Origin of the sequence: Pseudomonas sp. DSP3-2-3 (genome assembly GCF_049898225.1) — a bacterium.
Lineage (GTDB): Bacteria > Pseudomonadota > Gammaproteobacteria > Pseudomonadales > Pseudomonadaceae > Aquipseudomonas.
In genome coordinates this window covers 144762-166387 of sequence record NZ_JAFCXH010000005.1, presented here as the reverse complement: position 1 = coordinate 166387, position 21626 = coordinate 144762, and the positions used below count along the sequence as shown (strand labels likewise).

At 59.5% G+C, this 21626-nt stretch carries 17 protein-coding genes and 1 pseudogene; 13 read left to right on the top strand and 5 right to left on the bottom strand.

What is annotated here, in order from left to right:
* The first annotated feature begins 50 nt into the window (after positions 1-50).
* Positions 51-1088: an LLM class flavin-dependent oxidoreductase gene (locus tag ACP7E4_RS08095; protein WP_426115065.1), complete on the top strand. Its 1038-nt coding sequence runs from the start codon at positions 51-53 to the stop codon at positions 1086-1088.
* A 72-nt stretch (positions 1089-1160) separates the two neighbouring features.
* On the opposite strand, the gene ACP7E4_RS08090 is transcribed toward ACP7E4_RS08095, so the two are convergent.
* From ACP7E4_RS08090 to glnT, 5 genes are all read right to left on the bottom strand, one after another.
* The gene (locus ACP7E4_RS08090) at positions 1161-2486 is read right to left on the bottom strand and encodes an ammonium transporter (protein WP_426115067.1); all 1326 of its coding nucleotides are present in this window, start codon (positions 2484-2486) and stop codon (positions 1161-1163) included.
* A 240-nt stretch (positions 2487-2726) separates the two neighbouring features.
* The gene (locus ACP7E4_RS08085) at positions 2727-4070 is read right to left on the bottom strand and encodes an FMN-binding glutamate synthase family protein (protein ID WP_426115069.1); all 1344 of its coding nucleotides are present in this window, start codon (positions 4068-4070) and stop codon (positions 2727-2729) included.
* Between the two features lie 15 nt (positions 4071-4085).
* Complete coding sequence (locus tag ACP7E4_RS08080; protein ID WP_426115071.1) at positions 4086-4769, bottom strand: protein glxC; 684 nt, start codon at positions 4767-4769, stop codon at positions 4086-4088.
* 11 nt (positions 4770-4780) lie between these two features.
* Entirely contained in the window at positions 4781-5686 is a 906-nt protein-coding gene (locus ACP7E4_RS08075; RefSeq protein WP_426115073.1) for a class II glutamine amidotransferase, read from the bottom strand.
* 153 nt (positions 5687-5839) lie between these two features.
* Entirely contained in the window at positions 5840-7174 is a 1335-nt protein-coding gene (gene glnT / locus ACP7E4_RS08070) for a type III glutamate--ammonia ligase (RefSeq protein ID WP_426115075.1), read from the bottom strand.
* 292 nt (positions 7175-7466) lie between these two features.
* Here glnT and ACP7E4_RS08065 point away from each other — a divergent pair, with 292 nt between their 5' ends.
* The 12 genes and pseudogenes from ACP7E4_RS08065 (at position 7467) to ACP7E4_RS08010 (ending at position 21418) form a co-directional block, all read left to right on the top strand.
* Positions 7467-8072, top strand: coding sequence for a helix-turn-helix domain-containing protein (locus tag ACP7E4_RS08065; RefSeq protein WP_020291089.1), 606 nt, complete (start codon positions 7467-7469; stop codon positions 8070-8072).
* A 570-nt stretch (positions 8073-8642) separates the two neighbouring features.
* Positions 8643-9509 (top strand): formyltetrahydrofolate deformylase, encoded by an 867-nt coding sequence (gene purU / locus ACP7E4_RS08060; RefSeq protein WP_426115077.1) that lies wholly within the window; start codon positions 8643-8645, stop codon positions 9507-9509.
* Entirely contained in the window at positions 9506-10411 is a 906-nt protein-coding gene (folD, locus tag ACP7E4_RS08055) for a bifunctional methylenetetrahydrofolate dehydrogenase/methenyltetrahydrofolate cyclohydrolase FolD (protein WP_426115079.1), read from the top strand. Before purU ends, folD begins: the two co-directional genes overlap by 4 nt.
* Positions 10393-11634 (top strand): FAD-dependent oxidoreductase, encoded by a 1242-nt coding sequence (locus tag ACP7E4_RS08050; RefSeq protein WP_426115081.1) that lies wholly within the window; start codon positions 10393-10395, stop codon positions 11632-11634. The genes folD and ACP7E4_RS08050 overlap by 19 nt, the downstream gene beginning before the upstream one ends.
* 12 nt (positions 11635-11646) lie before the next feature.
* Positions 11647-11961, top strand: a complete 315-nt coding sequence (locus tag ACP7E4_RS08045; RefSeq protein ID WP_426115083.1) for a sarcosine oxidase subunit delta — start codon at positions 11647-11649, stop codon at positions 11959-11961.
* Positions 11958-14864 (top strand): 2Fe-2S iron-sulfur cluster-binding protein, encoded by a 2907-nt coding sequence (locus ACP7E4_RS08040; RefSeq protein WP_426115085.1) that lies wholly within the window; start codon positions 11958-11960, stop codon positions 14862-14864. Before ACP7E4_RS08045 ends, ACP7E4_RS08040 begins: the two co-directional genes overlap by 4 nt.
* 3 nt (positions 14865-14867) lie before the next feature.
* Complete coding sequence (locus ACP7E4_RS08035; protein ID WP_426115087.1) at positions 14868-15455, top strand: sarcosine oxidase subunit gamma; 588 nt, start codon at positions 14868-14870, stop codon at positions 15453-15455.
* Between the two features lie 77 nt (positions 15456-15532).
* A complete protein-coding gene (locus ACP7E4_RS08030) occupies positions 15533-16306 on the top strand; it encodes an IclR family transcriptional regulator (protein WP_426115089.1) in 774 nt (257 codons plus the stop codon).
* A gap of 172 nt (positions 16307-16478) precedes the next feature.
* Positions 16479-17567 (top strand): annotated as a pseudogene (locus ACP7E4_RS08025) (HAMP domain-containing protein); the annotation flags it as partial.
* 90 nt (positions 17568-17657) lie between these two features.
* Positions 17658-18425, top strand: a complete 768-nt coding sequence (locus tag ACP7E4_RS08020) for a methyl-accepting chemotaxis protein (protein ID WP_426224885.1) — start codon at positions 17658-17660, stop codon at positions 18423-18425.
* Positions 18426-18556: 131 nt separating this feature from the next.
* The gene (locus ACP7E4_RS08015; protein WP_426115091.1) at positions 18557-20671 is read left to right on the top strand and encodes a TonB-dependent siderophore receptor; all 2115 of its coding nucleotides are present in this window, start codon (positions 18557-18559) and stop codon (positions 20669-20671) included.
* Positions 20672-20689: 18 nt separating this feature from the next.
* Positions 20690-21418: a DUF4198 domain-containing protein gene (locus ACP7E4_RS08010; RefSeq protein WP_426115093.1), complete on the top strand. Its 729-nt coding sequence runs from the start codon at positions 20690-20692 to the stop codon at positions 21416-21418.
* The last annotated feature ends 208 nt before the right edge of the window (positions 21419-21626 follow it).

The following is a 21626-nucleotide window of genomic DNA, read 5'->3' as shown; positions in this document are numbered from 1 at the left end:
CCGAAGGCGGCTTATTCATTCGCAAAACAAAAAATTCGAGGGGAAGCGTCATGAAATTTTCGTTGTTCGTGCACATGGAACGCTGGGATGAGCAAGTCAGCCATCGGCAGCTGTTTGAAGACCTGACCGAGCTGACGCTCATGGCCGAAGCCGGGGACTTCAGCACCGTGTGGATCGGCGAACACCACGCCATGGAATACACCATTTCCCCAAGCCCGATGCCCTTGCTGGCGTATCTGGCGGCAAAAACCACCAGGATCCATCTCGGCGCCGGCACCATCATCGCGCCGTTCTGGCACCCGCTGCGGGTGGCGGGCGAATGTGCCCTGCTGGATGTGATCAGCAATGGCCGTATGGAAGTCGGTCTGGCGCGTGGCGCCTATCAAGTGGAATTCGACCGCATGGCGGGCGGCATGCCTGCTTCTTCCGGTGGCCAGGCGCTACGGGAAATGGTCCCGGTGGTGCGCGCGCTGTGGCAAGGCGACTATGCCCATGACGGCGATATCTGGAAATTCCCCACCTCCACCAGCGTGCCAAAACCGATCAAGACGCCGCCGATGTGGATCGCCGCTCGCGACCCGGATTCCCACAACTTTGCCGTCGCCAATGGCTGCAATGTCATGGTCACGCCGTTGATGAAGGGCGACGAAGAAGTCGTCGATCTGAAGAACAAATTCGAAGCGGCTCTGGCCAACAATCCGGATGTCCCGCGCCCGCAGCTTATGGTGTTGCGCCACACCCACGTGCACGCAGTCGATGATCCCGAAGGCTGGAAGGTCGGCGCAACGGCGATCTCGAAGTTCTATCGCACCTTCGATGCCTGGTTCGGCAACAAACAGACGCCGGTCAACGGCTTCCTCGCACCAAGCCCGGAAGAAAAGTTCAAGGAACGTCCGGAGTTCGAGCTGGAGAACATCCGCAAGAACACCATGATCGGCACCCCGGAACAAATCATCGCCCGCATCAAGTACTACCAGGAACTGGGCGTCGACGAATTCAGCTTCTGGTGCGACAACAGCCTGCCCCATGCCGAGAAGAAAAAGTCTCTGAAGCTGTTTATCGAGCACGTGGTGCCAGCGTTTAGTTGACCTCAAACGCAAAACAAAACGCCAGGCTGATGCCTGGCGTTTTTTATTCACTTTGCTTCAGCGGCTATTTGTTCAATGGTTGTAGGCCCGCTCATTATGCTCGGCCAGGTCCAGCCCCATCTCTTCCACCGACTCATGAGCGCGCAGGCCGACGATCGCGTTGACCACTTTGAGGATGATCCAGCTGACCACGAAGCAATACACCGTCGTCATCAACACGCCTTTGATTTGCGCCACGACCTGGCTGCCCATGGTCACGCCGTCGACCAGACCGCCCAACGCCGGCACGCAGAACACGCCAGTCAGCACCGCGCCAATCATGCCGCCGATGCCGTGTAGCCCGAACACGTCGAGGCTGTCGTCATAACCGAAACGCTGCTTGAGGACGGTCACGCTCAGGTAGCAGAACACCCCGCAGAGCAGGCCAATCGCAAGCGCGCCGCCGACACCGACGTAAGCACATGCGGGTGTAATCCCCACCAGACCGGCCAACGCGCCGCTGGCCAGACCCAACGCACTCGGCTTGCCGACCTTGAACCACTCGGTGAACATCCAGCCCAGAATCCCGGCGCAGGCACCCAGTTGCGTGTTGAGCATGACAATCCCTGACAAGCCACTCAGACCGCCGCCCGAGCCGATATTGAACCCAAACCAGCCGACCCAGAGCATCGCTGCGCCAACCATGGTCAGGCTCAGGTTGTGCGCTGGCATCGGCGTGTTCTGATAACCCTTGCGCTTGCCGAGGATCAGACACGCCGCCAATGCCGCAACGCCTGCGTTGATATGTACCGCCGTGCCACCGGCGAAATCCAGCACGCCCCAGTTGTGCATCAACGCGCCCGCGCCGCCCCAGACCATATGCGCGACCGGCGCGTAGACCAGGGTGAACCACAAAGCCATAAACAGCAGCGCGGCGGAGAATTTCATCCGCTCGGCGAAGGCACCGGCTATCAGCGCAGGGGTAATGATCGCGAAGGTCATCTGGAAGGTCACGTACACACCTTCAGGAATATCGCCCACCAGGCTCTCGGCCGTCATGCCGGACAAGAACGCCCGACTCAACCCGCCGACAAAACTGTTGAAGCTCACCTCACCTTCAAGCATGTTGGTGGTGTCCACGACCATGCTGTAGCCATAAATCACCCACAACACGCCCACCAGACCGGCCACGCCGAAACACTGGGTGAACAACGACAGCATGTTCTTGGCCCGCACCAGACCGCCATAAAACAAGGCAAGACCAGGCAGACACATGAACAACACCAGCACAGCGGCGGTGATCATCCAGGCGGTGCTGCCGGTATTGAGCGTTGGTGCATCGGCCGCATGGGCCAACGGGCTGATGAGACTCACAGCCAGTAAAGCAAGAAGGGATTTGCCAGGTAGACGGTTAACCATTTTCGAAGCTCCTGCAAATGAATGGAAAGTATCTGGCAGTGAGCAAAGTAAAGTGTGGCAACGGGCCTTTGTGGCCTCTTTGAATTCAACGCAAACTCGCTCCTGCGGATCAAAATCCGACGCGAGACCAACAGTGGATTGCACCGTGTCGGCCCGCATGCAGGATCTGTAGGACCGGTTTTAGCCGGTCCTACGGGGTGTGTGATGAGAATCAAGACGGTATCTACGGTTCTTGAGCGATCAGTAACCCGTAACCGCCCCCGGAATCCACGAAGTGCCCGCCAACGGCACCCGCGCCATGGCTGCCGACTCGACCGTCAGCGCCACCAGATCCTCCGGATCAAGGTTGTGCAGGTGCGACTTGCCGCAGGCGCGGGCCATGGTTTGCGCTTCCAGCACCAGCACGCGCAGGTAATTGGCCAGACGACGTCCGCCCTCCACTGGATCCAGACGCCTGGACAGCTCCGGATCCTGGGTGGTGATGCCCGCCGGATCGCGGCCGTTCTGCCAGTCGTCGTAGAAACCCGCCGCCGAACCGATTTTTTTCAGTTCTTCATCCAGACGCGGATGGTTGTCGCCCAGCGCGATCAATGCCGCCGTGCCGATAGCCACTGCGTCGGCACCCAGCGCCATGGCCTTGGCCACGTCGGCACCGTTGCGAATGCCGCCGGAAACGATCAGCTGAACCTTGCGGTGCATGCCCATCTCTTGCAGGGCCTGAACGGCTTGCGGGATGGAGCAAAGAATCGGCAGGCCGACGTGCTCGATGAACACTTCCTGAGTCGCAGCTGTGCCACCTTGCATGCCGTCGAGCACGATCACGTCAGCACCCGCCTTCACGGCCAGTTTGACGTCGTAATACGGGCGACTGGCGCCGATTTTCACGTAGATAGGCTTTTCCCAATCGGTGATTTCGCGGATCTCGGCAATCTTGATCGCCAGATCGTCCGGACCCGTCCAGTCCGGGTGCCGACAGGCGGAACGCTGATCGACACCAATCGGCAACGTACGCATGCCGGCCACACGCTCGGTGACTTTCATGCCTAGCAACATGCCGCCGCCCCCCGGTTTGGCGCCCTGCCCCAGGACGATTTCAATGGCATCGGCCTTGCGCAAGTCGTCCGGGTTCATGCCGTAACGCGACGGCAGGTATTGATAAACCAGATGCTGCGACTGGCCGCGCTCTTCCGGAGTCATACCGCCATCGCCGGTGGTGGTGCTGGTTCCGGCGATGGTTGCGCCACGGCCCAGTGCTTCCTTGGCGTTGGCCGACAGCGCGCCGAAGCTCATGCCGGCGATGGTCACCGGGATCTTCAAATGCAGCGGCTTCTTGGCAAATCGGTTGCCGAGGATCACGTCGGTGCCACATTTCTCACGGTAGCCTTCCAGCGGATAACGCGACACGCTGGCGCCGAGCAGCAGCAAGTCATCGAAATGCGGCAGCTTGCGCTTGGTGCCGCCGCCGCGAATGTCATAGATCCCGGTTTCGGCGGCACGCTGAATTTCCTGAATGGTCAGGCGGTCGAACGTGGCCGACTCGCGTAGAACCGGAGCTGCTGCTTTTGGACTTGTAGGGTCGGACATGGTGGTTCTCCTGGATCAGTACGCGGAGGCGTTATCGACTTTGAAGTTGTACAACTGACGGGCCGAACCGTAGCGCTTGAAATCAGCTGCCTGATGCTCGAACCCGGCGCGATTGAGCAGCTCTTGCAGCTCTTCCAGATGCTCGGTACGCATCTCTTTCTCGACGCAGTCCGAGCCCAGAGATTCCACCGCGCCCTTCACGTAGATGTGGGTTTCGTACAGTGAGTCGCCCAGTGCATCGCCGGCGTCGCCGCAAACTACCAGCCGTCCGGCCTGCCCCATGAAGCAGCTCATGTGACCGATGCTGCCGCCGACCACGATGTCGATACCTTTCATGGAAATTCCGCAGCGCGCCCCGGCGTCACCTTCGATGACCAGCAAACCGCCGTGGGCCGTGGCACCGGCAGCCTGGGACGCGCTGCCTTTGACGCGCACGTAGCCGGACATCATGTTTTCGGCGCAACCGACGCCGACGTTGCCGTGCACGGTGATCGACGCTTTCTGGTTCATGCCCGCGCAGTAGTAACCGGCGTGGCCCTGGATATCGATGGACACCGCTTCGTTGACGCCGACCGCAAGGTTGTGCGCGCCGTTGGAATGGGTCACGACCCACTCGCGGTCCTGGACATTGTTGACTTGATCGTGCAGCGCCTGATTCAGCTCACGCACGGTGGAGGTGGAAAGATCGATAGTTTTCATGTGTGCGTTCCTTAAGCCGACTCGCGTTCCCAGATGTACATGGTGGCCGGAGCCGGTTCCCAGACCCTGGCGTTTTCGATGCCCGGCAGGCTCGACAGCGCCTGATACTCCGAAGCCATGGCCACGTAATCGTCGGTTTCGGCGAGGATCGCCGGCTTGCAGGCAATCGGATCGCGGATCACCGCGAAGCCATTGCGGGTGCCGATGGCGAAGGTGAAGAAGCCGTCCAGCGCTTCCAGCGAGCTGTCCAGCGCGGTCTTCAGCGAGTCGCCCTGTTGCAGACGCCAGGCCAGGTAACCGGCGGCGACTTCGGTGTCATTGTCGGTATCGAAATTGATGCCTTCGCGGCGCAGTTCCTGACGCAGACGGAAGTGATTGGACAGCGAACCGTTATGCACCAGGCACAGGTCGGCACCGGTGGAAAAAGGGTGGCTGCCTTCCATGGTCACGGCGCTTTCGGTGGCCATGCGGGTGTGGCCGATGATGTGGCTGCCCTTCATATTGGCCAGGCCGAAACGCTCGGAGATTTCCCGTGGCAAGCCCATGCCCTTGAGGATTTCAATGCTCTTGCCAGCGCTCATGATTCGCACGCTTGGCGCCAGCTCGGCCAATGCCGCGCGCACCACGGCTTCTTCAGCCTTGATCTTCAGCACGATGGCGCTGGCGTTCTGGAACCAGTCCAGGGATGCACCGAGACGACCTTCCAGTTCGCCGACCAGCGCCTGGAAATCGTAGTCGTCGGTGGTGGCCTGCAAGGTCAACTTGATCCAGCCATCAACCACTTCATCGCCATAAATGGCAAAACCGGCGCTGTCCGGGCCACGATCGGTCATGGCTTCGAGCATCGGTTCAAACAACTTGCCGAGCTGGGATTCCAGCTTGGGGTTTTTCAGATATAAGCCAACGATTCCGCACATAGCCTCACCTTGTTCGGGAGCGGTTAGCTGCAAGCGTTGAGCTGCAAGCCGACCGGGTTGATAAATAAGTTTTCGTATTCGCCGCAGCCCGTTTCTGCTTGCAGCTTGTGGCTTGTGGCTTGTGGCTTGTGGCTTGTGGCTTAAAGCTTGTGGCTAGAAAAACTCGGTATAGCGTTTGATTTCCCAATCACTCACATGGCGGCTGTATTCCACCCACTCCATGCGCTTTAGCTTGATGAATTCACCGACGATTTCCGGGCCCATGACTTCGGCGAACAGCGGGTCGGCTTCCAGCGCATCGCAGGCTTCTTTCAGCGATTGCGGCAAGGTGCCGATGCCGCGTGCGGCGATTTCTTCGAGGCTCAGGCTGTAGAGGTTTTCGTTGCAGATCTGCTCGGGTTCCAGCTGACGGTCGATGCCGTCCAGCCCGGCGGCGATGATCGCGGCGCTGACCAGATACGGGTTGCAACCGGCATCCGGCAGGCGAAATTCCAGACGGCCGTACGGCACACGGACCATGGCCGAACGGTTGTTGGCGCCGAAGGCAATAAAGGCTGGCGCCCAGGTCGCGCCGGACAACGAGTTGCCTACCACCAGACGCTTGTAGGAGTTGACGGTCGGCGCGGCGAAGGCACACAGCGCCGGACCATGAGCGAGCAGACCGGCGGCGAAGTGATAGGCCATTTTCGACAGGCCCATGCCGTTCCTGTCGCTGGCATCGAAAAACAGGTTCTTGCTTTCAGCACTGGCGATGGACAGGTGAAAGTGCATGCCGTTGCCAGCCCGTTTCGGGTCCGGCTTGGGCATGAACGAGCAGATCATGCCCATGTCATTGGCGATTTCGCCGGCAGCCATGCGGAAGAAGGTGAAACGGTCCGCCGATTCCATGGCGTCGCTGTAGGTGTAATTGATCTCGAACTGGCCGTTGGCGTCTTCGTGGTCAATCTGATAGATCTCGAAACCCACCAGTTGCAGGGCTTCGGTGAGCCGCTCCAGAAACGCTCGGGAACGCGACAGGCCTTTGTAGTCGTAGCACGGCTTGTCGAGGTTATCGCTGGCATCTACCAGTTGCAGCTTGCCGGCTTCGTCCCGGCGCATGAGGTTGAACTCGGGTTCCAGGCCGGTGTTCAGCGTCCAGCCCTTGTCTTTCAGGCGTTGGACTTGTTGTTGCAGCACGTAACGGCTGTCATAAGGATGCGGCTTGCCATCCACATGACCGATGCACACCACCCGACCGTAGCCCGGCTGCCACGGTACTGGCGTCAGGGTCGACAGATCGCCCTTGGCCATGAAGTCCGGACCATGCGGCTCCATGCCCATGCCGCAAATGGCGAAACCGGCGAAACCCGCACCGGCTTCAGCCACGGCTTCAAGACCGCAGATCGGCACCGACTTGGTTTTCGCGGCGCCATGGATATCGACGAATTGCGCCAGCACGTATTTGATCCCGTGTTCCTCGATCAAGCGCTGTGTTTCTGGTGGCAACATGCGAATTCACTCCTCGCCAATGGCAAGCGTTGTAGATAAGGATCGCTTTCCAACCGCCTTCTCTCGACATCATATTCCGAGAAGGAAAGTTAGTTTCCCTTGAGGAATGCAAAGCCCTTGCCACTTTGGTATGCCAAGAGACAAATGGAGCGACCGCGGGAATTTCTGCTGTATATATGGGAAACTTGTTTTCCCCGTGGGAATAACCAGACGGCCGAGAATTCACGAGCCGGGCAATCCGCACATTCCTGGTGCGAAATAAAAATTAATGAACGGAAAGCGTGCAGACCTGATGAACATGCCGAACGAACCCGAACCCAAGTTGAAACTTGAGCAGTACCTGGGCATTCAGATCAAGCGCCAGCGACAGGCGCAGGAATTGAAACTGGCCGACGTGGCGCGGATCGCCGGCATCAGCCAGGGCATGCTGAGCAAGATCGAGAACGCCCAAGTGTCCACCAGCCTGGATAACCTGAGCCGTCTGTGTGATGTGCTGGGCATGCCCATGTCCAAGCTGTTCGCCCAGTACGACCAGAAAGGCAGCAGCGCCTTGCTGGTCAAGGCCGATGAAGGGCTGGAAGTGGTGCGGCGCGGGACCGAGAAGGGTCACACCTATCATTTGCTCAACCACACGCGCGGGCCGAAGAAGAGTTTCGAGGCGTACATGGTGACCATGGATGACGCCAGCGAAGAGTTCCCGACTTTCTCGCATCCCGGCACCGAGTTCCTGCACCTGTTGGAGGGTGAACTGGTGTATCGGCATGGCAATCAGCTATACCGCATGCAAGCCGGCGACAGCCTGACCTTCGACGGCGATATTCCGCATGGTCCCGAGGAGCTGGTCAAGGTACCGATTCGGTTGTTGTCGATCATGAATTACGGGGCGCAGGGGGAGTAAGGCAAGCCTCCGGTATCTCTATACTTTTCCTAATGGGATTTTTGGGTACATATCCGTTGTAGGCGTCAATGCGGCTTATGGTTGCGCCCTTACGGCGCGTCACTTTCGAAGAGCGCGAAAAGTAACCAAAGCGCTCTTGCCCCACCACTTGTTCCCTCGCTTTGGCTCGGGGGTTAGACTTGTGGGAGCGAGCTTGCTCGCGAAAAATGTCTGGGCATCGCGTTCCTCCAGACAGCACGCGATATTGTTGACGTCCTTCGCGAGCAAGCTCGCTCCCACTGGTTCGACGCCGCTCTGGCTCTGGCTTTTGATCTTAATAAAAATCCCCAAGGAAAGGTGTGTAGATACCAAGACTGATCGCGCGAAAACGCCCCCCTACATCCTCATAAAAATTTCCTGACAGTTAAAAAACTTTCCAAAACCTCTAGACGCACGAATTCCTTTCGCCTATAAAACGGCATCGTGAATATTTAATTCCTACAGGGAATTTTTATACACCAAAGAAAACCAGTTTCACCCATGAATTTTTCGCCCTGCGCCGAGCTGCCGCCATTCTTTCGAGGGAAAGCCATGCAACACGAAAAGAACCATTTCATTCTCAAGATCAGCTGCCCGGCCACTTCCGGCATCGTTGCCGCCGTCACGTCCTATCTGGCGAACAACAGCTGCTACATCGGTGAAATGGCGCAGTTCGACGACGAATTCAGCGGCAAATTCTTTATGCGCGCGGTGTTCCGCTTCAACGACGGCCATGAAGGCAACATCGCGCAGCTCAAGGCCGGTTTTGATGACGTTGCCAGCGCGTTTGCCATGCAATGGGAATTGCACGACACCCGCGAACCGATGCGCGTGCTGCTGATGGTCAGCAAGTTCGACCATTGCCTGACCGATCTGCTGTATCGCTACCACAAGGGCGAGATGGACATGACCATCACCGCCATCGTCTCCAACCACCTCGAACTGCGGCACATGGCCGAGCGCGAAGGCATCCGTTTTATCTATCTGCCGGTGACCAAAGACACCAAAGCCGCCCAGGAAGCCGAGCTGATGAAGGTGGTGGACGACACCCGTACCGAACTGGTGGTGCTGGCCCGCTACATGCAGATCCTGTCCGATGACCTGTGCAAGCAGCTTTCGGGCCGGGCGATCAATATTCACCATTCGTTCCTGCCGGGTTTCAAGGGCGCCAAACCTTATCACCAGGCGTACGAACGAGGCGTGAAGCTGATCGGCGCCACCGCCCATTACGTCACCAGCGACCTGGACGAAGGTCCGATCATCGAGCAGGAAGTGCAGCGCGTCGATCACGCCTATCTGCCCGCCGATCTGGTTGCCATGGGGCGTGATACCGAAACCGTGGCGCTGTCCAAGGCGGTCAAATACCACCTGGAACATCGCGTTTTCCTCAACAAGGACAGGACGGTGATTTTCCGGTGAATACGACTAAATTGATCGACGGCAAAGCCGCAGCAGCCCGGATTCTGACTCAGGTGAAGGAAGACGTAGCGACTCTGAAACGCGATGGCATCGAGCCGGCGCTGGCGGTGATTCTGCTGGGTGAAGATCCGGCCAGTCAGGTCTACGTGCGCAACAAGATCCTGCGCGCCGAAGAGGCCGGCATTCGCTCCCTGGAATTCCGCCTGAGTGCTGACACCTCCCAGGCGCAGCTGCTCAACGTGATTGCCGAGCTCAACGCCGACCCCGGCGTCAACGGCATCCTCTTGCAGCTGCCATTACCGACGCACATTGAAGAAGCCCGCGCCTTGCAGGCCATTGATCCGCGCAAGGACGTCGACGGTTTCCACAGCGAAAACGTCGGCGGGCTGAGTCAGGGCCGCGACGTGCTGACGCCCTGCACGCCTAGCGGCTGCATGTATCTGTTGCGCGAAGCCTGCGGCGAGCTGAGCGGCAAGCACGCCGTGGTCATCGGCCGTTCCAATATCGTCGGCAAACCCATGGCCGCCCTGCTGCTTCAGGCTCACTGCTCGGTAACGGTGGTGCATTCACGCAGCACCGATGCCAAGGCGCTGTGTCAGCTGGCCGACATTGTGATTGCCGCAGTCGGCAAGCCACGCTTGATCGACGCCAGCTGGCTCAAACCCGGGGCAGTGGTGATCGACGTCGGCATCAGCCGCATCGACGAGCACGGCCGCAGTCGGCTGGTGGGCGATGTGGATTTTGACAGCGCCCTGCCCCAGGTCTCGGCCATTACTCCGGTGCCCGGCGGCGTTGGCCCGATGACCATCGCCTTCCTGATGAAAAACACGGTCACCGCTGCCTTGCAGCAGGCCCAAGCGCAACGCAGCCAATCGGAGGCCGTATGCCTTTCAATCTATTGAAATACGGGCTCAGCTCGGAATACCCGGTAGACGTCGACCTGCCGCCGCCCAAGGAACTCAAATCGTCCTATGACGTGGTGATCATCGGCGGCGGCGGTCATGGCCTGGCTACGGCTTACTACCTGTCCAGGTACCACGGCATCACCAATATTGCGGTGCTGGAAAAAGGTTATCTGGGCGGCGGCAATACGGCGCGCAACACGGCGGTGATCCGCTCCAACTACCTGACCAGCGAAGGCGTGAAGTTCTACGCCGAATCGGTGCGCATGTTCGAAGGGCTCTCCAACGAATTCGACTTCAACATCATGTACTCGCACCGAGGCCAACTGACCCTGGCCCACACCGACGCGACGGTACGTTCGTTCCGCCAGCGCGCTGAAGTGAACAAGCATTTCGGCGGCCGCACCGAGATGATCGACCGTCAGCAGATTCGCGAGCTGGTGCCTTCATTGAATCTTGATCCGGGCCACATTCCGGTACTCGCAGGGCTTTGGCATATCGATGGCGCCACTGCACGTCATGATGCCGTGGCCTGGGGTTACGCCAGGCAAGCGGCCAAGCGTGGCGTTGAAATCCATCAGCTCACGGAGGTCCAGGAGCTGATCATCGAAAACGGCACCATCACCGCCGTCAAAACCAATCGCGGCACCATCCAATGCGGTTGCGCGGTGCAGGCCGTCGCGGGCATGAGTTCGCAACTGATGAAGAAAGCCGGGATTCGTTCGCCGATCCAGACCTTCCCGCTGCAAGCCATGGTCACTCAGCCGTTCAAGCCGTTCCTCGATCCGCTGGTAAGTTCGTCCGCCCTGCACTGCTACGTGCAGCAGACCAGTCGCGGCGAAGTGGTGTTCGGCGGTGGTTCCGATCCGTACCCGCTGTTCAACACCCGTTCCACCCTGGATTTGAAGGAGAGCCTGCTGGCCCACGCCATCGAGATGTTCCCGTTCCTGGCCAACGCCAAGTTGATGCGCCAGTGGGCCGGGATCACCGACATGACCCCGGATTACAGCCCGATCATGGGCCTTTCACCGGTGAAAAAATATTACCTGGACGCGGGTTGGGGCACCTGGGGCTTCAAAGCCACGCCGATTTGCGGCAAAACCATGGCCGAACTGGTCGCCAGTGGCGGCAAGACTCCGGAGCTGATCAAGCCGTTCGGCCTGGAGCGTTTTTCGACCTTCCAGCAAGTCAATGAAATGGGCGCCACTGCGGCCAGCCATTAACGGAGAGCGGATATGAAAGTCATGAATTGCCCGCTCAACGGGCCGCGCAACATCACTGAGTTCACCTATGGCGGCGAATTCAAAGCCATGCCGGACCCGGCCACCTGCACCGACGGCGAATGGGCCGATTACGTGTTCAATTGCGAGGACACCCTGGGTGTGGTCCGCGAATGGTGGATGCATACGCCCTCCAGCTATTGGTTTCTGGTGGAACGCCACACCGGCAGCGACGAAATCCTGCGCACCTTCGACCCTAAGGAAGTCTTCACCTCGCGGGTCGATTTTGCTTTCGCACCCGCCGCCCCGACCAAGGAGATCGCCCGATGAGCACGCTCAACCGCCTGCCCGCGCCCATGGGTTTGCTGATCGATCGCAATCAGCCGCTGAGTTTCAGCTTCGACAATCAGCAATATCAGGGCTTCGAAGGCGACAGCATCGCCAGCGCCTTGCTCGCCAACGGGCGATTTCTGTTGTCCCGCTCGTTCAAATACCACCGGCCACGCGGTCCGCTGACCATGGCCGGGCAAGACGCCAATACCCTGATCCAGTTGCCCCACGAGCCCAATGTGCTGGCCGATTCATTTGCGCTGCAAGAAGGTTTGCAAGCCAGCGGCCAGAACTTCAACGGTTCGCTGGACAACGACAAAGATGCCTATCTGGGCAAGTTTTCCAAATTCATGCCAGTGGGCTTCTATTACCGTTCGTTCTACAAACCCAAGGGGATGTGGAAAGTCTGGGAGCCGATCATCCGCAAGAAAGCCGGACTGGGCGTGCTCGACCTGAAATTCCAGCCCGAGTATTACGACAAGGCATACCTGTTCACCGATCTGGCAATCATCGGCACCGGGCCTGCTGGCTTGCAGGCCGCACTGACCGCTGCCAACGCCGGCGCCAAGGTGCTGCTGATCGAGCAACAACCGATTCTGGGCGGCTCGCTGACCTACGCGCGCTTTGATATCGAAGGCCAACGCGGCGAAAATCTGCGTCGCGAATTGGTGGACGCCGTTGAAGGCCACGCCAACATTCGCGTGCTCAGGCAAGCCACCTGCAACGCCTGGTTCACTGACAACTATCTGCCGGTGATTCAGGGCAAGCGCATGTACAAGGTGCGCGCGACTCAGTGCCTGATCACCAGTGGCTCCTTCGACCAACCGGTAATCTTCCGCAACAACGATTTGCCCGGCGTGATGCTGACCAGCGCCGCCCAGCGTTTGATGAAACTGTATGCCGTCAAGCCCGGCCAACGCGCCGTGGTCCTGACCGGCAATGACGACGGTTATCTGGCCGCGCTGGATCTGCATGAGCAAGGCGTAGAAATGGCGGCGTTGGTGGATATGCGCGCCAATCCAGCTGATCGTGCGTTGCTGCTGGCGGTGGAGCAGCGTGGTATTACTTGCCATCTGGGCTGCACCGTTTACGAGGCGCTGCATGAAAAAGGCATGCGCCATGTCAGTGGCGTGGACCTGCGCAAGATCACCGGTCAGGGCCAGGTCGCTGGCAGCGGCTTGATTCTGGACTGCGATTTGCTGTGCATGTCCGGCGGTTACATGCCGGTCTACCAATTGTTGTGTCAGGCGGGCGGCAAACTCAGCTATGACGACCAGCAAGCCGAATTCACGATCAGCGGCTTGCCGAACAACTTGAGCGTTGCCGGCTCAGCTCACGGCTACCACGCGCTGGATAATGTATTGGCCGATGCGATTCACGCCGCTGCCGATATTGTCACGGCGCTGAACCTGGAGCTGAATGCCAGGCCGTTACCGATGCGTCCCGAGGCCCAGGTCAACTTCCCGTGGCCGATTTTCCCACACCCCAAAGGCAAGGATTTCGTCGATTTTGACGAAGACCTGCAAGTACGCGACATCATCAACGCCACTAAAATCGGCTATCGCGACATCCAGCTGGTCAAGCGTTACTCGACTGTGGGCATGGGCCCATCACAAGGCCGACACTCGGCGTTGCCGACGGCGCGCCTGGTGGCGTCCTCGACCCAGCGCAGCATCAGCGAAACCGGCGTCACCACCGCCCGCCCGCCTTTCGAGGCGGAAAAACTGGCCCACGTTGCCGGTCGAGCGTTCGATCCTTACCGCCAGACGCCGATGCACAAGCGTCATATAGAAGCTGGCGCAAAAATGATGCCCGCAGGTATCTGGCAGCGCCCGGCGTACTACGGCAAAGCCAATGAGCGGGATAAATGCATGCAGGCCGAAGCGCTGCATGTGCGCAACAAGGTCGGCATCATCGACGTCTCGACCCTGGGCGGCCTGGATGTACGCGGCCCGGACGCTGCCGAGCTGCTCAATCGCATGTACACCTTCGCCTTCCTCAAGCAGCCGATTGGCCGCTCGCGTTACGCGCTGATGACCAACGAACATGGCGTGGTCATCGATGACGGCGTGTGCGCGCGCTTTGCCGAGAATCACTTCTACGTCACCGCCACCACCAGCGGCGTGGATCGCATTTATCAGCAGATGCTCAAGTGGAACGCGCAATGGCGCCTCGACGTGGACATTGCCAATGTCACGGCGGCGATTTCGGCCGTGAACGTGGCCGGTCCCGATTCGCGCAAAGTGCTGGAGCAGGTCTGCACCGACCTCGACTTGTCAGCCGAAGCCTTTCCGTATCTGGGCGTGCGTTCGGGCACCGTTGCCGGGATCAAGGCGCGGCTGCTGCGGGTAGGTTTTGTCGGTGAACTGGGCTATGAAATTCACGTCCCGGCGCGTCACGCGCTACGACTCTGGGATGCCCTGACCGAAGCCGGCAAGGCATTCGACATGCGTCCGTTCGGCGTAGAAACCCAGCGCCTGCTGCGCCTGGAAAAAGGCCACGTGATCATCAGCCAGGACACCGACGGCATGACCCATCCCGCCGAAATCGACATGGGCTGGGCAGTCAGCCGAACCAAGCCGTTCTTTGTCGGCCGCCGCTCGGTGGACATCCTCGAAGCGCAACCGATGAAACGCAAACTGGTGGGTTTCACCCTGCCCAAAAGCAGCCCGCAACCTCTGGAAGGCCATCTGGTGCTCAAGGGTCCGGACATCAGCGGCAACGTCACGTCCTGCGAATATTCGCAAACCCTGGGCAAGATCATCGGCATGGCTTACGCCGCTTTCGACCAGAGCCAGCCGGGCCAGCAGATTCCGATTCGCGTCGAAGATGGCGTGATCGTCCAGGCCACGGTGGTGCAATTGCCTTTCTTCGACCCTGAAACCAAACGCCAGGAGCTCTGAGCCATGTCCAGCCTGCAAGCCGAACGTTACATCGGGCTCAGCCCGCTTCAACCCTGCGCCTTGATCGATTTGACCGACGTTCCGCGCGTGGGCTTTCGTGGCCAGCAGAGCGCTGAATACCTCAGCGCACGGGGTTTCTTCCTGCCGGATGCGCCGAACCGGGCCGTAGCCCAGGCCGACGGCAGCCATGTGGCGCGATTGTCCCAGACCGAATACCTGATCCTGGGCAGCCTTGAGGATCGCGGCCAACGCGTTGCCGACGAAGAAGCGCGCTGGGAACTGGATCACAGCGCCAACTACCTGCTGCCTCGCCAGGACAGCCATGCCTGGCTGCAACTGAGCGGGCTGCACGTGTCCGAGGCCATGGCCAAGCTCTGCGGCGTCGACCTGCGCCCGCCAGCCTTCGCCCCAGGCGCCGTGGCGCAGACGTCGGCAGCGCGGATCAATGTGATCGTGATCAACCTGGGATCGGCAGAACTGCCGGCGTTTCAGATTCTCTGCGACCGCACTTCCCTCGGCTACTTCAAGGGCGCGCTGCTGGATGCCATGGGCGAGTTTGATGGCAAGTTGCTGGAGCTGGATGTGGCGTAAACACGGATAAATCATTCGTTGGAGCGAGCATTTCAATTCAATGGTGGGTTGCTCGCGAACAATAATTGGAATCACTCATGCTCGAAACCACGGAAAAAGACACCGACTACAGCGTCCCGGCCCTGGCCCGGGGCTTGAGTGTGTTGGGCATGTTCAATGCCCGGACCCGCACCTTGAGCATCAATGAAATCGCCGAACGTCTGGGCGTCAGCACCTCGGCGGTTTACCGGATTCTGTATACCCTGACCAACATGGGTTACCTGAACAAACTCAATAGCCACTATGAACTGGGGGCGCGAGTGATCAGCGATGGCTTCAGTTATCTGGCCAGTCGCGACATCGTCGAAGTGACGATGCCGCACCTGAACCAACTGCGCGATCACACTTCGCTGTCCTGTCACCTGAGCATTCGTGAGCAGACTGACAGCCTGTATCTGTTCCGCGCCTTCGCTGCGCAACGGCTGTCGGTGAATATTCCTGTCGGTACTCGCATTGCCTGCCACTGCACCGCCATGGGCCGCATGTTGTTGACCGCCCTGGACGAAACCGCGCTGGCCCAGCTCTATCAGCATGTGCGCCTGGATGACTACCCGGCTCCCGCGCCGCGCACCTTGCCGGAACTGCAAAGCCTGATCGCCGCTGACCGCAATCGCGGCTGGGTGCTGCACCGCTCCGATTACTCGACCGCGATTGCCACGTCGGTCAAGGATCATAACGGTCAGGTGGTGGCGGCCATCAACCTTTCCGGCCCCGATGCGGTGATGGACCCGGAAGGCGCGCAAGACCACTTCCAGCGGCTATTGCTCGAATGCCGGGCGCGAATCAGCCGTGAACTAGGTTATCCGGGCTGACGCGAACAGGCATCTCATGTCTGCCAGCGACCTGTTTCGCGACCACCCCTCAAGTCCCCCGGAACGACGCCGATAGCGGTATACCATAATACTTATTTCGCGTTATTTGCGTGCCTGCACGATCAACACCAGCGGTACTGGGGTTTTAGGTCAGCAGCTCTCTGGAGTTCGGATGAATATCAAACAGAAACTGACCTGGGCGTTCGCCGTCATCGCTTGCTTGCCGATTGTGGTGGTCGCCAGCATTGTCATCGTCAACCTGCGCAACGATGCGGCAGATGGTTTCGTCGACAGCAGCGGCCGGGAAATCCGCCAGGTTGCCAATGCCATGCAGCTGTTTTTCGACGGGATCAGCCAGAACGTCGAGTACCTGGCCGCCAATCCGTTGCTGACTAGTGCGGGTAATGGCCTCAAAAGCTTCATGACTCCCGATCAGCAAAATGCGCCAGAGTCTGAAACGGACAAGAGCATCATTGCCCTGTTCAATCGCTTGGGAATCAGCCACCCCGCTTACTCGTACATTTCCTACGGCCTGGCCAACGGCAGTTACGTGCCATGGCCGGAAGGTCAGAAGTTCGGTGACTACGACCCACGCGTGCGCCCTTGGTACAAGGCAGCGCTGGCCACGCCTGGCAAGGTGGTGCGCAGCGATGCCTACTATTGGGCAGCTGACGACGCGGTCATGGTCAATACCGGACGCACCATTACCAATGCGCTGGGCAACCCCGGTGGCGTAGTCGGCATTGACGTGACGCTCAAGCAGCTGACCAGCATCGTCAAGCAGATCAAACTTGGCGAAAGCGGCTACCTGATGCTCCTGGAAAAGAGCGGCAACATTCTGGTCGACCCTCGCAAGCCCGAGCACAACTTCAAGAAAATCGCTGAACTCGGTGCTGGCTACGCTGAATTGGCGAAAGTCAGCAGCGGGCTGGTGGAAGTTGAGCTGGATGGCGAGCGCTACATGGCCAACGTGTTTCCTTCAGAGCAACTGGGCTGGAACTTCATTGGCTTGATCAAACAGGATGAAGTCATGAGTTCGGCCACGCGCCTGACCTGGCTGATTGCGGTAATCGCGGCGGTACTGGCGGTGATTTTCGCCCTGGTCGGCGCCAGTTTCGCCTCGCTGATCGTGCGTCCGATTCGCAGTGTGGCCAGCGGCCTCGAAGGCATTGCCCAAGGTGAAGGCGATCTGACCAAAAGCCTGACGGTGCGCGGCAATGACGAAACGGCGCAGCTCGCCAACTGGTTCAATCAGTTCCTGACCGCCATTCGCAGCCTGATCCAGCATATCGGTCTGGCGGCGAGCAAGATTCTCGACACCTCAACCAGCTCCACCCGTGTGTCACAGGACATGGCCGAAGCGGCCGACCGACAACGTGAGGCAGTGGATATGGTATCCACCGCATTCCACGAAATGGTCGCCACCGCCAACGAAGTCGCCCGCTCTTGCAGCCAGGCCGCCGATTCGGCCGACAGCGGCCAGCGTCAGGCGCGCGAAGGTCAACGGCAGATCGACGATGCGGTCAGCAGCGTCGATCAACTGAGCGCGGAATTGTCCCAATCGGCCACCGCCATGGTGCAGCTGGAAAAAGACAGCAACGCCATCCAGTCGATCCTTGACACCATTCGCTCCATCGCCGAGCAAACCAACCTGCTGGCGCTCAACGCCGCCATCGAAGCCGCTCGCGCTGGCGAGCAAGGTCGAGGCTTCGCGGTGGTGGCTGATGAAGTGCGCGCCCTCGCCAAGCGCACTGCCGACTCCACGGCCGAAATCGACAACCTGCTGGGCACGCTGGCCCGGCGCACGTCTTCGGTGACTCAGCAGATGCACGCCAGCCTTAGCGTGTCCCAGCAATCGGTGGAAAAAATCGGCCAGGCGCGCAACAGCTTCGGGCAGATTCGCGAATCGGTGGACGTGATCCGCGACATGAACACCCAGATCGCCACTGCCGCCGAAGAACAGCACCATGTGGCCGAAGAGATCAACCGGCACATCAGCCAGATCCATGGCGATGCGCAGTTGGTTGCCGATCTGGCCGAAGCAGCCCGCAACGACTCGAAAAGCCTGGCTGTGCTGTCCAGCGAGCTGGATGCGCTGGTCAAGCGTTTCCGCACCTGATGCGTTGCGGCAGATTGAAGTCATTGACTTCGATCTGCCGCAACATCCGGTAACATCTGGTCGGATTTATTACTGAAAATCGTTCTTGATAGAGACGTTATAATATAACGAATCTATCAGGAACGTCCGACATGCCTCCCCGCAAAATGGTCTCATTCGCAGGCCTCGCTTTTGGTCTCATGGCCGATGTCAGCTTCGCCGATGAAACACCGCAAACCTTCGAGCTGGACGCCATAACCGTCAATGCCGACAGCGCTTACGAGTTGGCTACAGGCCCGGTCAGCGGCTATCGCGCAACCCGCTCGGCCAGCGCCACAAAAACCGATACCGCGATTAAAGATATCCCGCAGTCCATCAGCGTGATCCCCGCTCGCGTGTTGCAGGACCTGGGCAGCAACAACGTCGAGCGGGCCCTGGACTACGCCGGCGGCGTGTCGAAGCAAAACAACTTCGGCGGCTTGACGCTGTATGAATACAGCATCCGCGGCTTCACCACGTCCGAGTTCTACAAGGATGGTTTCAGCGCCAACCGTGGCTACCCGAGCACGCCGGACGCGGCCAATGTCGAGCGCATCGAAGTGCTCAAAGGCCCGGCCGCCAGCCTTTACGGGCGTGGCGATCCCGGCGGCACCGTGAACATTGTCAGCAAAAAGCCGCAGGCCGAGGCCTTCACCGCCCTGCAAACCAGCGCCGGAAGCTGGGATCGCTATCGCACCGCGCTGGACGTCAACGCCCCGCTCAATGACGAGAAAACCCTGCTGTCCCGGGTCAATCTGGCCGTTGAAGACAACAACAGCTTCCGCGATCACGTAGAGAGCAAACGGGTTTTTGTCGCGCCAACTTTCAGCTGGCAGCTGGACCCGGACACGCAGCTGTCGCTGGAAACCGAGTTCGTCCGCCACAGTTCGACCTTCGACCGGGGCATCGTTGCGCCCGACAACACATGGAGCGGCGTTTCCCGTCGCAGCTTCTTCGGCGAGCCCAACGACGGCGATATCGACAACGACAACAACATGATTCAGGCCGCACTGGAGCAGCGCCTCAATGACGTCTGGTCGCTGCGTCTGGCCAGTCATTACAAACAGGGCGAGCTGTCCGGTTTTGCCTCGGAAAATCGCCCGCTGAGCGCTGATGGTCATACCTTGTCCCGACGTTATCGCGAGCGGGACATGAACTGGCACGACAGCATCACGCAACTGGAGCTGCGCGGGCTGGTTGACGTCGGCAGTTGGCAACATCAGCTGTTGATCGGCACCGAATACGAAAACTACCGCAAGAACGAACGCGTAACCGCCATCGCCGGCAGCCCGTATGCCATCGATATCTATCAGCCGGTTTACGGCCAGCCCAAGCCCAATGGCGTGCGCTCGGGCACCGATTTTTACGAGCATGTCGAAAGCCAGGCGCTGAACCTGCAGGATCAGATCGTCTTTACCGAGCGCCTGCGCGGCATGGTTGGCGCGCGCTTCGAGCACTTCGACCAGCAGATCGACGATTTCACAAAAAACGCCACCAGCCAGCAGCGCCACGATGAACTCACCTACCGTGCCGGCCTGCTTTATCAACTCACCCCTAAACTGGGCGTGTTCGCTAACGCCTCTACGTCATTCAAACCCAACAACGGGCTGGATGCGGCAGGCAAGACGTTCAAGCCTGAAGAAGGCGTCGGCTACGAACTCGGTATCAAAACCGCATGGTTTGACGAGCGCCTGAGCGCCACCCTCGCCGCCTTTCATATCGAGAAAGAAAACGTCCTGGCGCTGGACCCGGCCAGCGACAGCAGCCGGGCCATGGGCAAGGCGCGCAGCCAGGGGGTCGATCTGCAATTCAACGGTCAGCTGAGCGAGGCGATTCGAGTCATTGGCGCGTTTGCCTGGATCGACGCCGAGGTGACCAAGGGCGATGCGACGATCCCCGCTGGCAGCCGGATTCTCGGCGTGGCCAGACGCAGCGGCAGCCTGCTCGGCGTCTACGAGTTTCAGAACGGCGCATTCAAAGGCTCGGATCTGGGCGCAGCATTGACTTATGTCGGCGACCGTTCAGGCGAATCAGGCGGCAATTTCGAATTGCCGGCGTACCACACCGTCGACCTGCTCGCGCATTACAAGGCCAGCGATAACGTCACCGTCGGCCTGAACCTCAACAACCTGTTCGACGAAAAATACTACGAGCGCTCCTACAGCAATTACTGGGTCAGCCCCGGTGAGCCGCGCAATTTGACTGTCAGCCTTTCCCTCAGCCTCTGATCCTGTAAGGAATCACCCATGCCCTACGCAAAAATAATCCTGACCCTGAGCCTGTTCGGCGCCTTATCCCTCAATCAGGCGCAGGCCCACGGTTTGTGGACCGAAGAACGGCGCGGCAATATTGAAGTGGTTTACGGCCATGGCGCGGAGGACAGCGCGTTCAAGGCGCAAAAAGTCAGCGGTGCCTGGGCCTATGACCGGAACGGCAAGATGATTCCGGTCACCGTCGAGCGCCTGGTGGACCATGCGCGCCTGCAACCGCTGAGCCGACCGGCCATCGTTGCCGTGGCGCTGGATAACGGTATGTGGTCACAGACCGCCGACAAGAAATGGGTCAATCAAGGCCGCAGCAAAGTGCCCGGTGCCGTCAGCGCATTGCAGACTTTCAAGTACAGCCTGGCCATTTACGAACCCGGAGCGAAGCTGCCTGCCCTTGAACGCCTCAAGCTGGTCATCGTTCCGCAAGTCGATCCGTTGCGTGTTGGGCCGGGCCAGCCGTTGCCGGTCAAAGTCCTGCTCAACGGCAAGCCCATCGCGGGAATCAAGCTGATTGGCGACTATCGCAGCCAGCCCGATGTGCTCAGCGCTGAAACGGACGCTGAAGGCCGCGCCTCAGTGTTGGTGCGTAACGAAGGCTTGAACATCATTGCCGCGCAAACCGTGGTGCCGGTGAGAGACAACGCCGACATCGACGAACAAGGCCTCTTCACATCGCTGACCTTCCTGGGCGAGGCGCACCACGAGTAAACGCACGACAATCCGTTGGAGCGGGCAAGCTTCGCTTGTATGGACGAAGCGATTTCCCTGTGGGAGAGGACTTGTCCTCGATGGCGGCAGTTTCAGCACCGCCTGTGGGTCAGGCGGATCAGGGTCGTCTGGGCTGGTTTTCGAGGACAAGTCCTCTCCCAAAAAAAACCGTCAACCACACGGACAGGCATTCCGAATATAGAATCCC

Excerpts from the sequence above, each read along its gene's own strand:
- ACP7E4_RS08095 (WP_426115065.1), top strand. The coding sequence starts at position 51 with ATGAAATTTTCGTTGTTCGTGCACATGGAACGCTGGGATGAGCAAGTC.
- ACP7E4_RS08090 (WP_426115067.1), bottom strand. The coding sequence starts at position 2,486 with ATGGTTAACCGTCTACCTGGCAAATCCCTTCTTGCTTTACTGGCTGTG.
- ACP7E4_RS08085 (WP_426115069.1), bottom strand. The coding sequence starts at position 4,070 with ATGTCCGACCCTACAAGTCCAAAAGCAGCAGCTCCGGTTCTACGCGAG.
- ACP7E4_RS08080 (WP_426115071.1), bottom strand. The coding sequence starts at position 4,769 with ATGAAAACTATCGATCTTTCCACCTCCACCGTGCGTGAGCTGAATCAG.
- ACP7E4_RS08075 (WP_426115073.1), bottom strand. The coding sequence starts at position 5,686 with ATGTGCGGAATCGTTGGCTTATATCTGAAAAACCCCAAGCTGGAATCC.
- glnT (WP_426115075.1), bottom strand. The coding sequence starts at position 7,174 with ATGTTGCCACCAGAAACACAGCGCTTGATCGAGGAACACGGGATCAAA.
- ACP7E4_RS08065 (WP_020291089.1), top strand. The coding sequence starts at position 7,467 with ATGAACATGCCGAACGAACCCGAACCCAAGTTGAAACTTGAGCAGTAC.
- purU (WP_426115077.1), top strand. The coding sequence starts at position 8,643 with ATGCAACACGAAAAGAACCATTTCATTCTCAAGATCAGCTGCCCGGCC.
- ACP7E4_RS08050 (WP_426115081.1), top strand. The coding sequence starts at position 10,393 with ATGCCTTTCAATCTATTGAAATACGGGCTCAGCTCGGAATACCCGGTA.
- ACP7E4_RS08045 (WP_426115083.1), top strand. The coding sequence starts at position 11,647 with ATGAAAGTCATGAATTGCCCGCTCAACGGGCCGCGCAACATCACTGAG.
- ACP7E4_RS08040 (WP_426115085.1), top strand. The coding sequence starts at position 11,958 with ATGAGCACGCTCAACCGCCTGCCCGCGCCCATGGGTTTGCTGATCGAT.
- ACP7E4_RS08035 (WP_426115087.1), top strand. The coding sequence starts at position 14,868 with ATGTCCAGCCTGCAAGCCGAACGTTACATCGGGCTCAGCCCGCTTCAA.
- ACP7E4_RS08030 (WP_426115089.1), top strand. The coding sequence starts at position 15,533 with ATGCTCGAAACCACGGAAAAAGACACCGACTACAGCGTCCCGGCCCTG.
- ACP7E4_RS08020 (WP_426224885.1), top strand. The coding sequence starts at position 17,658 with ATGGCCGAAGCGGCCGACCGACAACGTGAGGCAGTGGATATGGTATCC.
- ACP7E4_RS08015 (WP_426115091.1), top strand. The coding sequence starts at position 18,557 with ATGCCTCCCCGCAAAATGGTCTCATTCGCAGGCCTCGCTTTTGGTCTC.
- ACP7E4_RS08010 (WP_426115093.1), top strand. The coding sequence starts at position 20,690 with ATGCCCTACGCAAAAATAATCCTGACCCTGAGCCTGTTCGGCGCCTTA.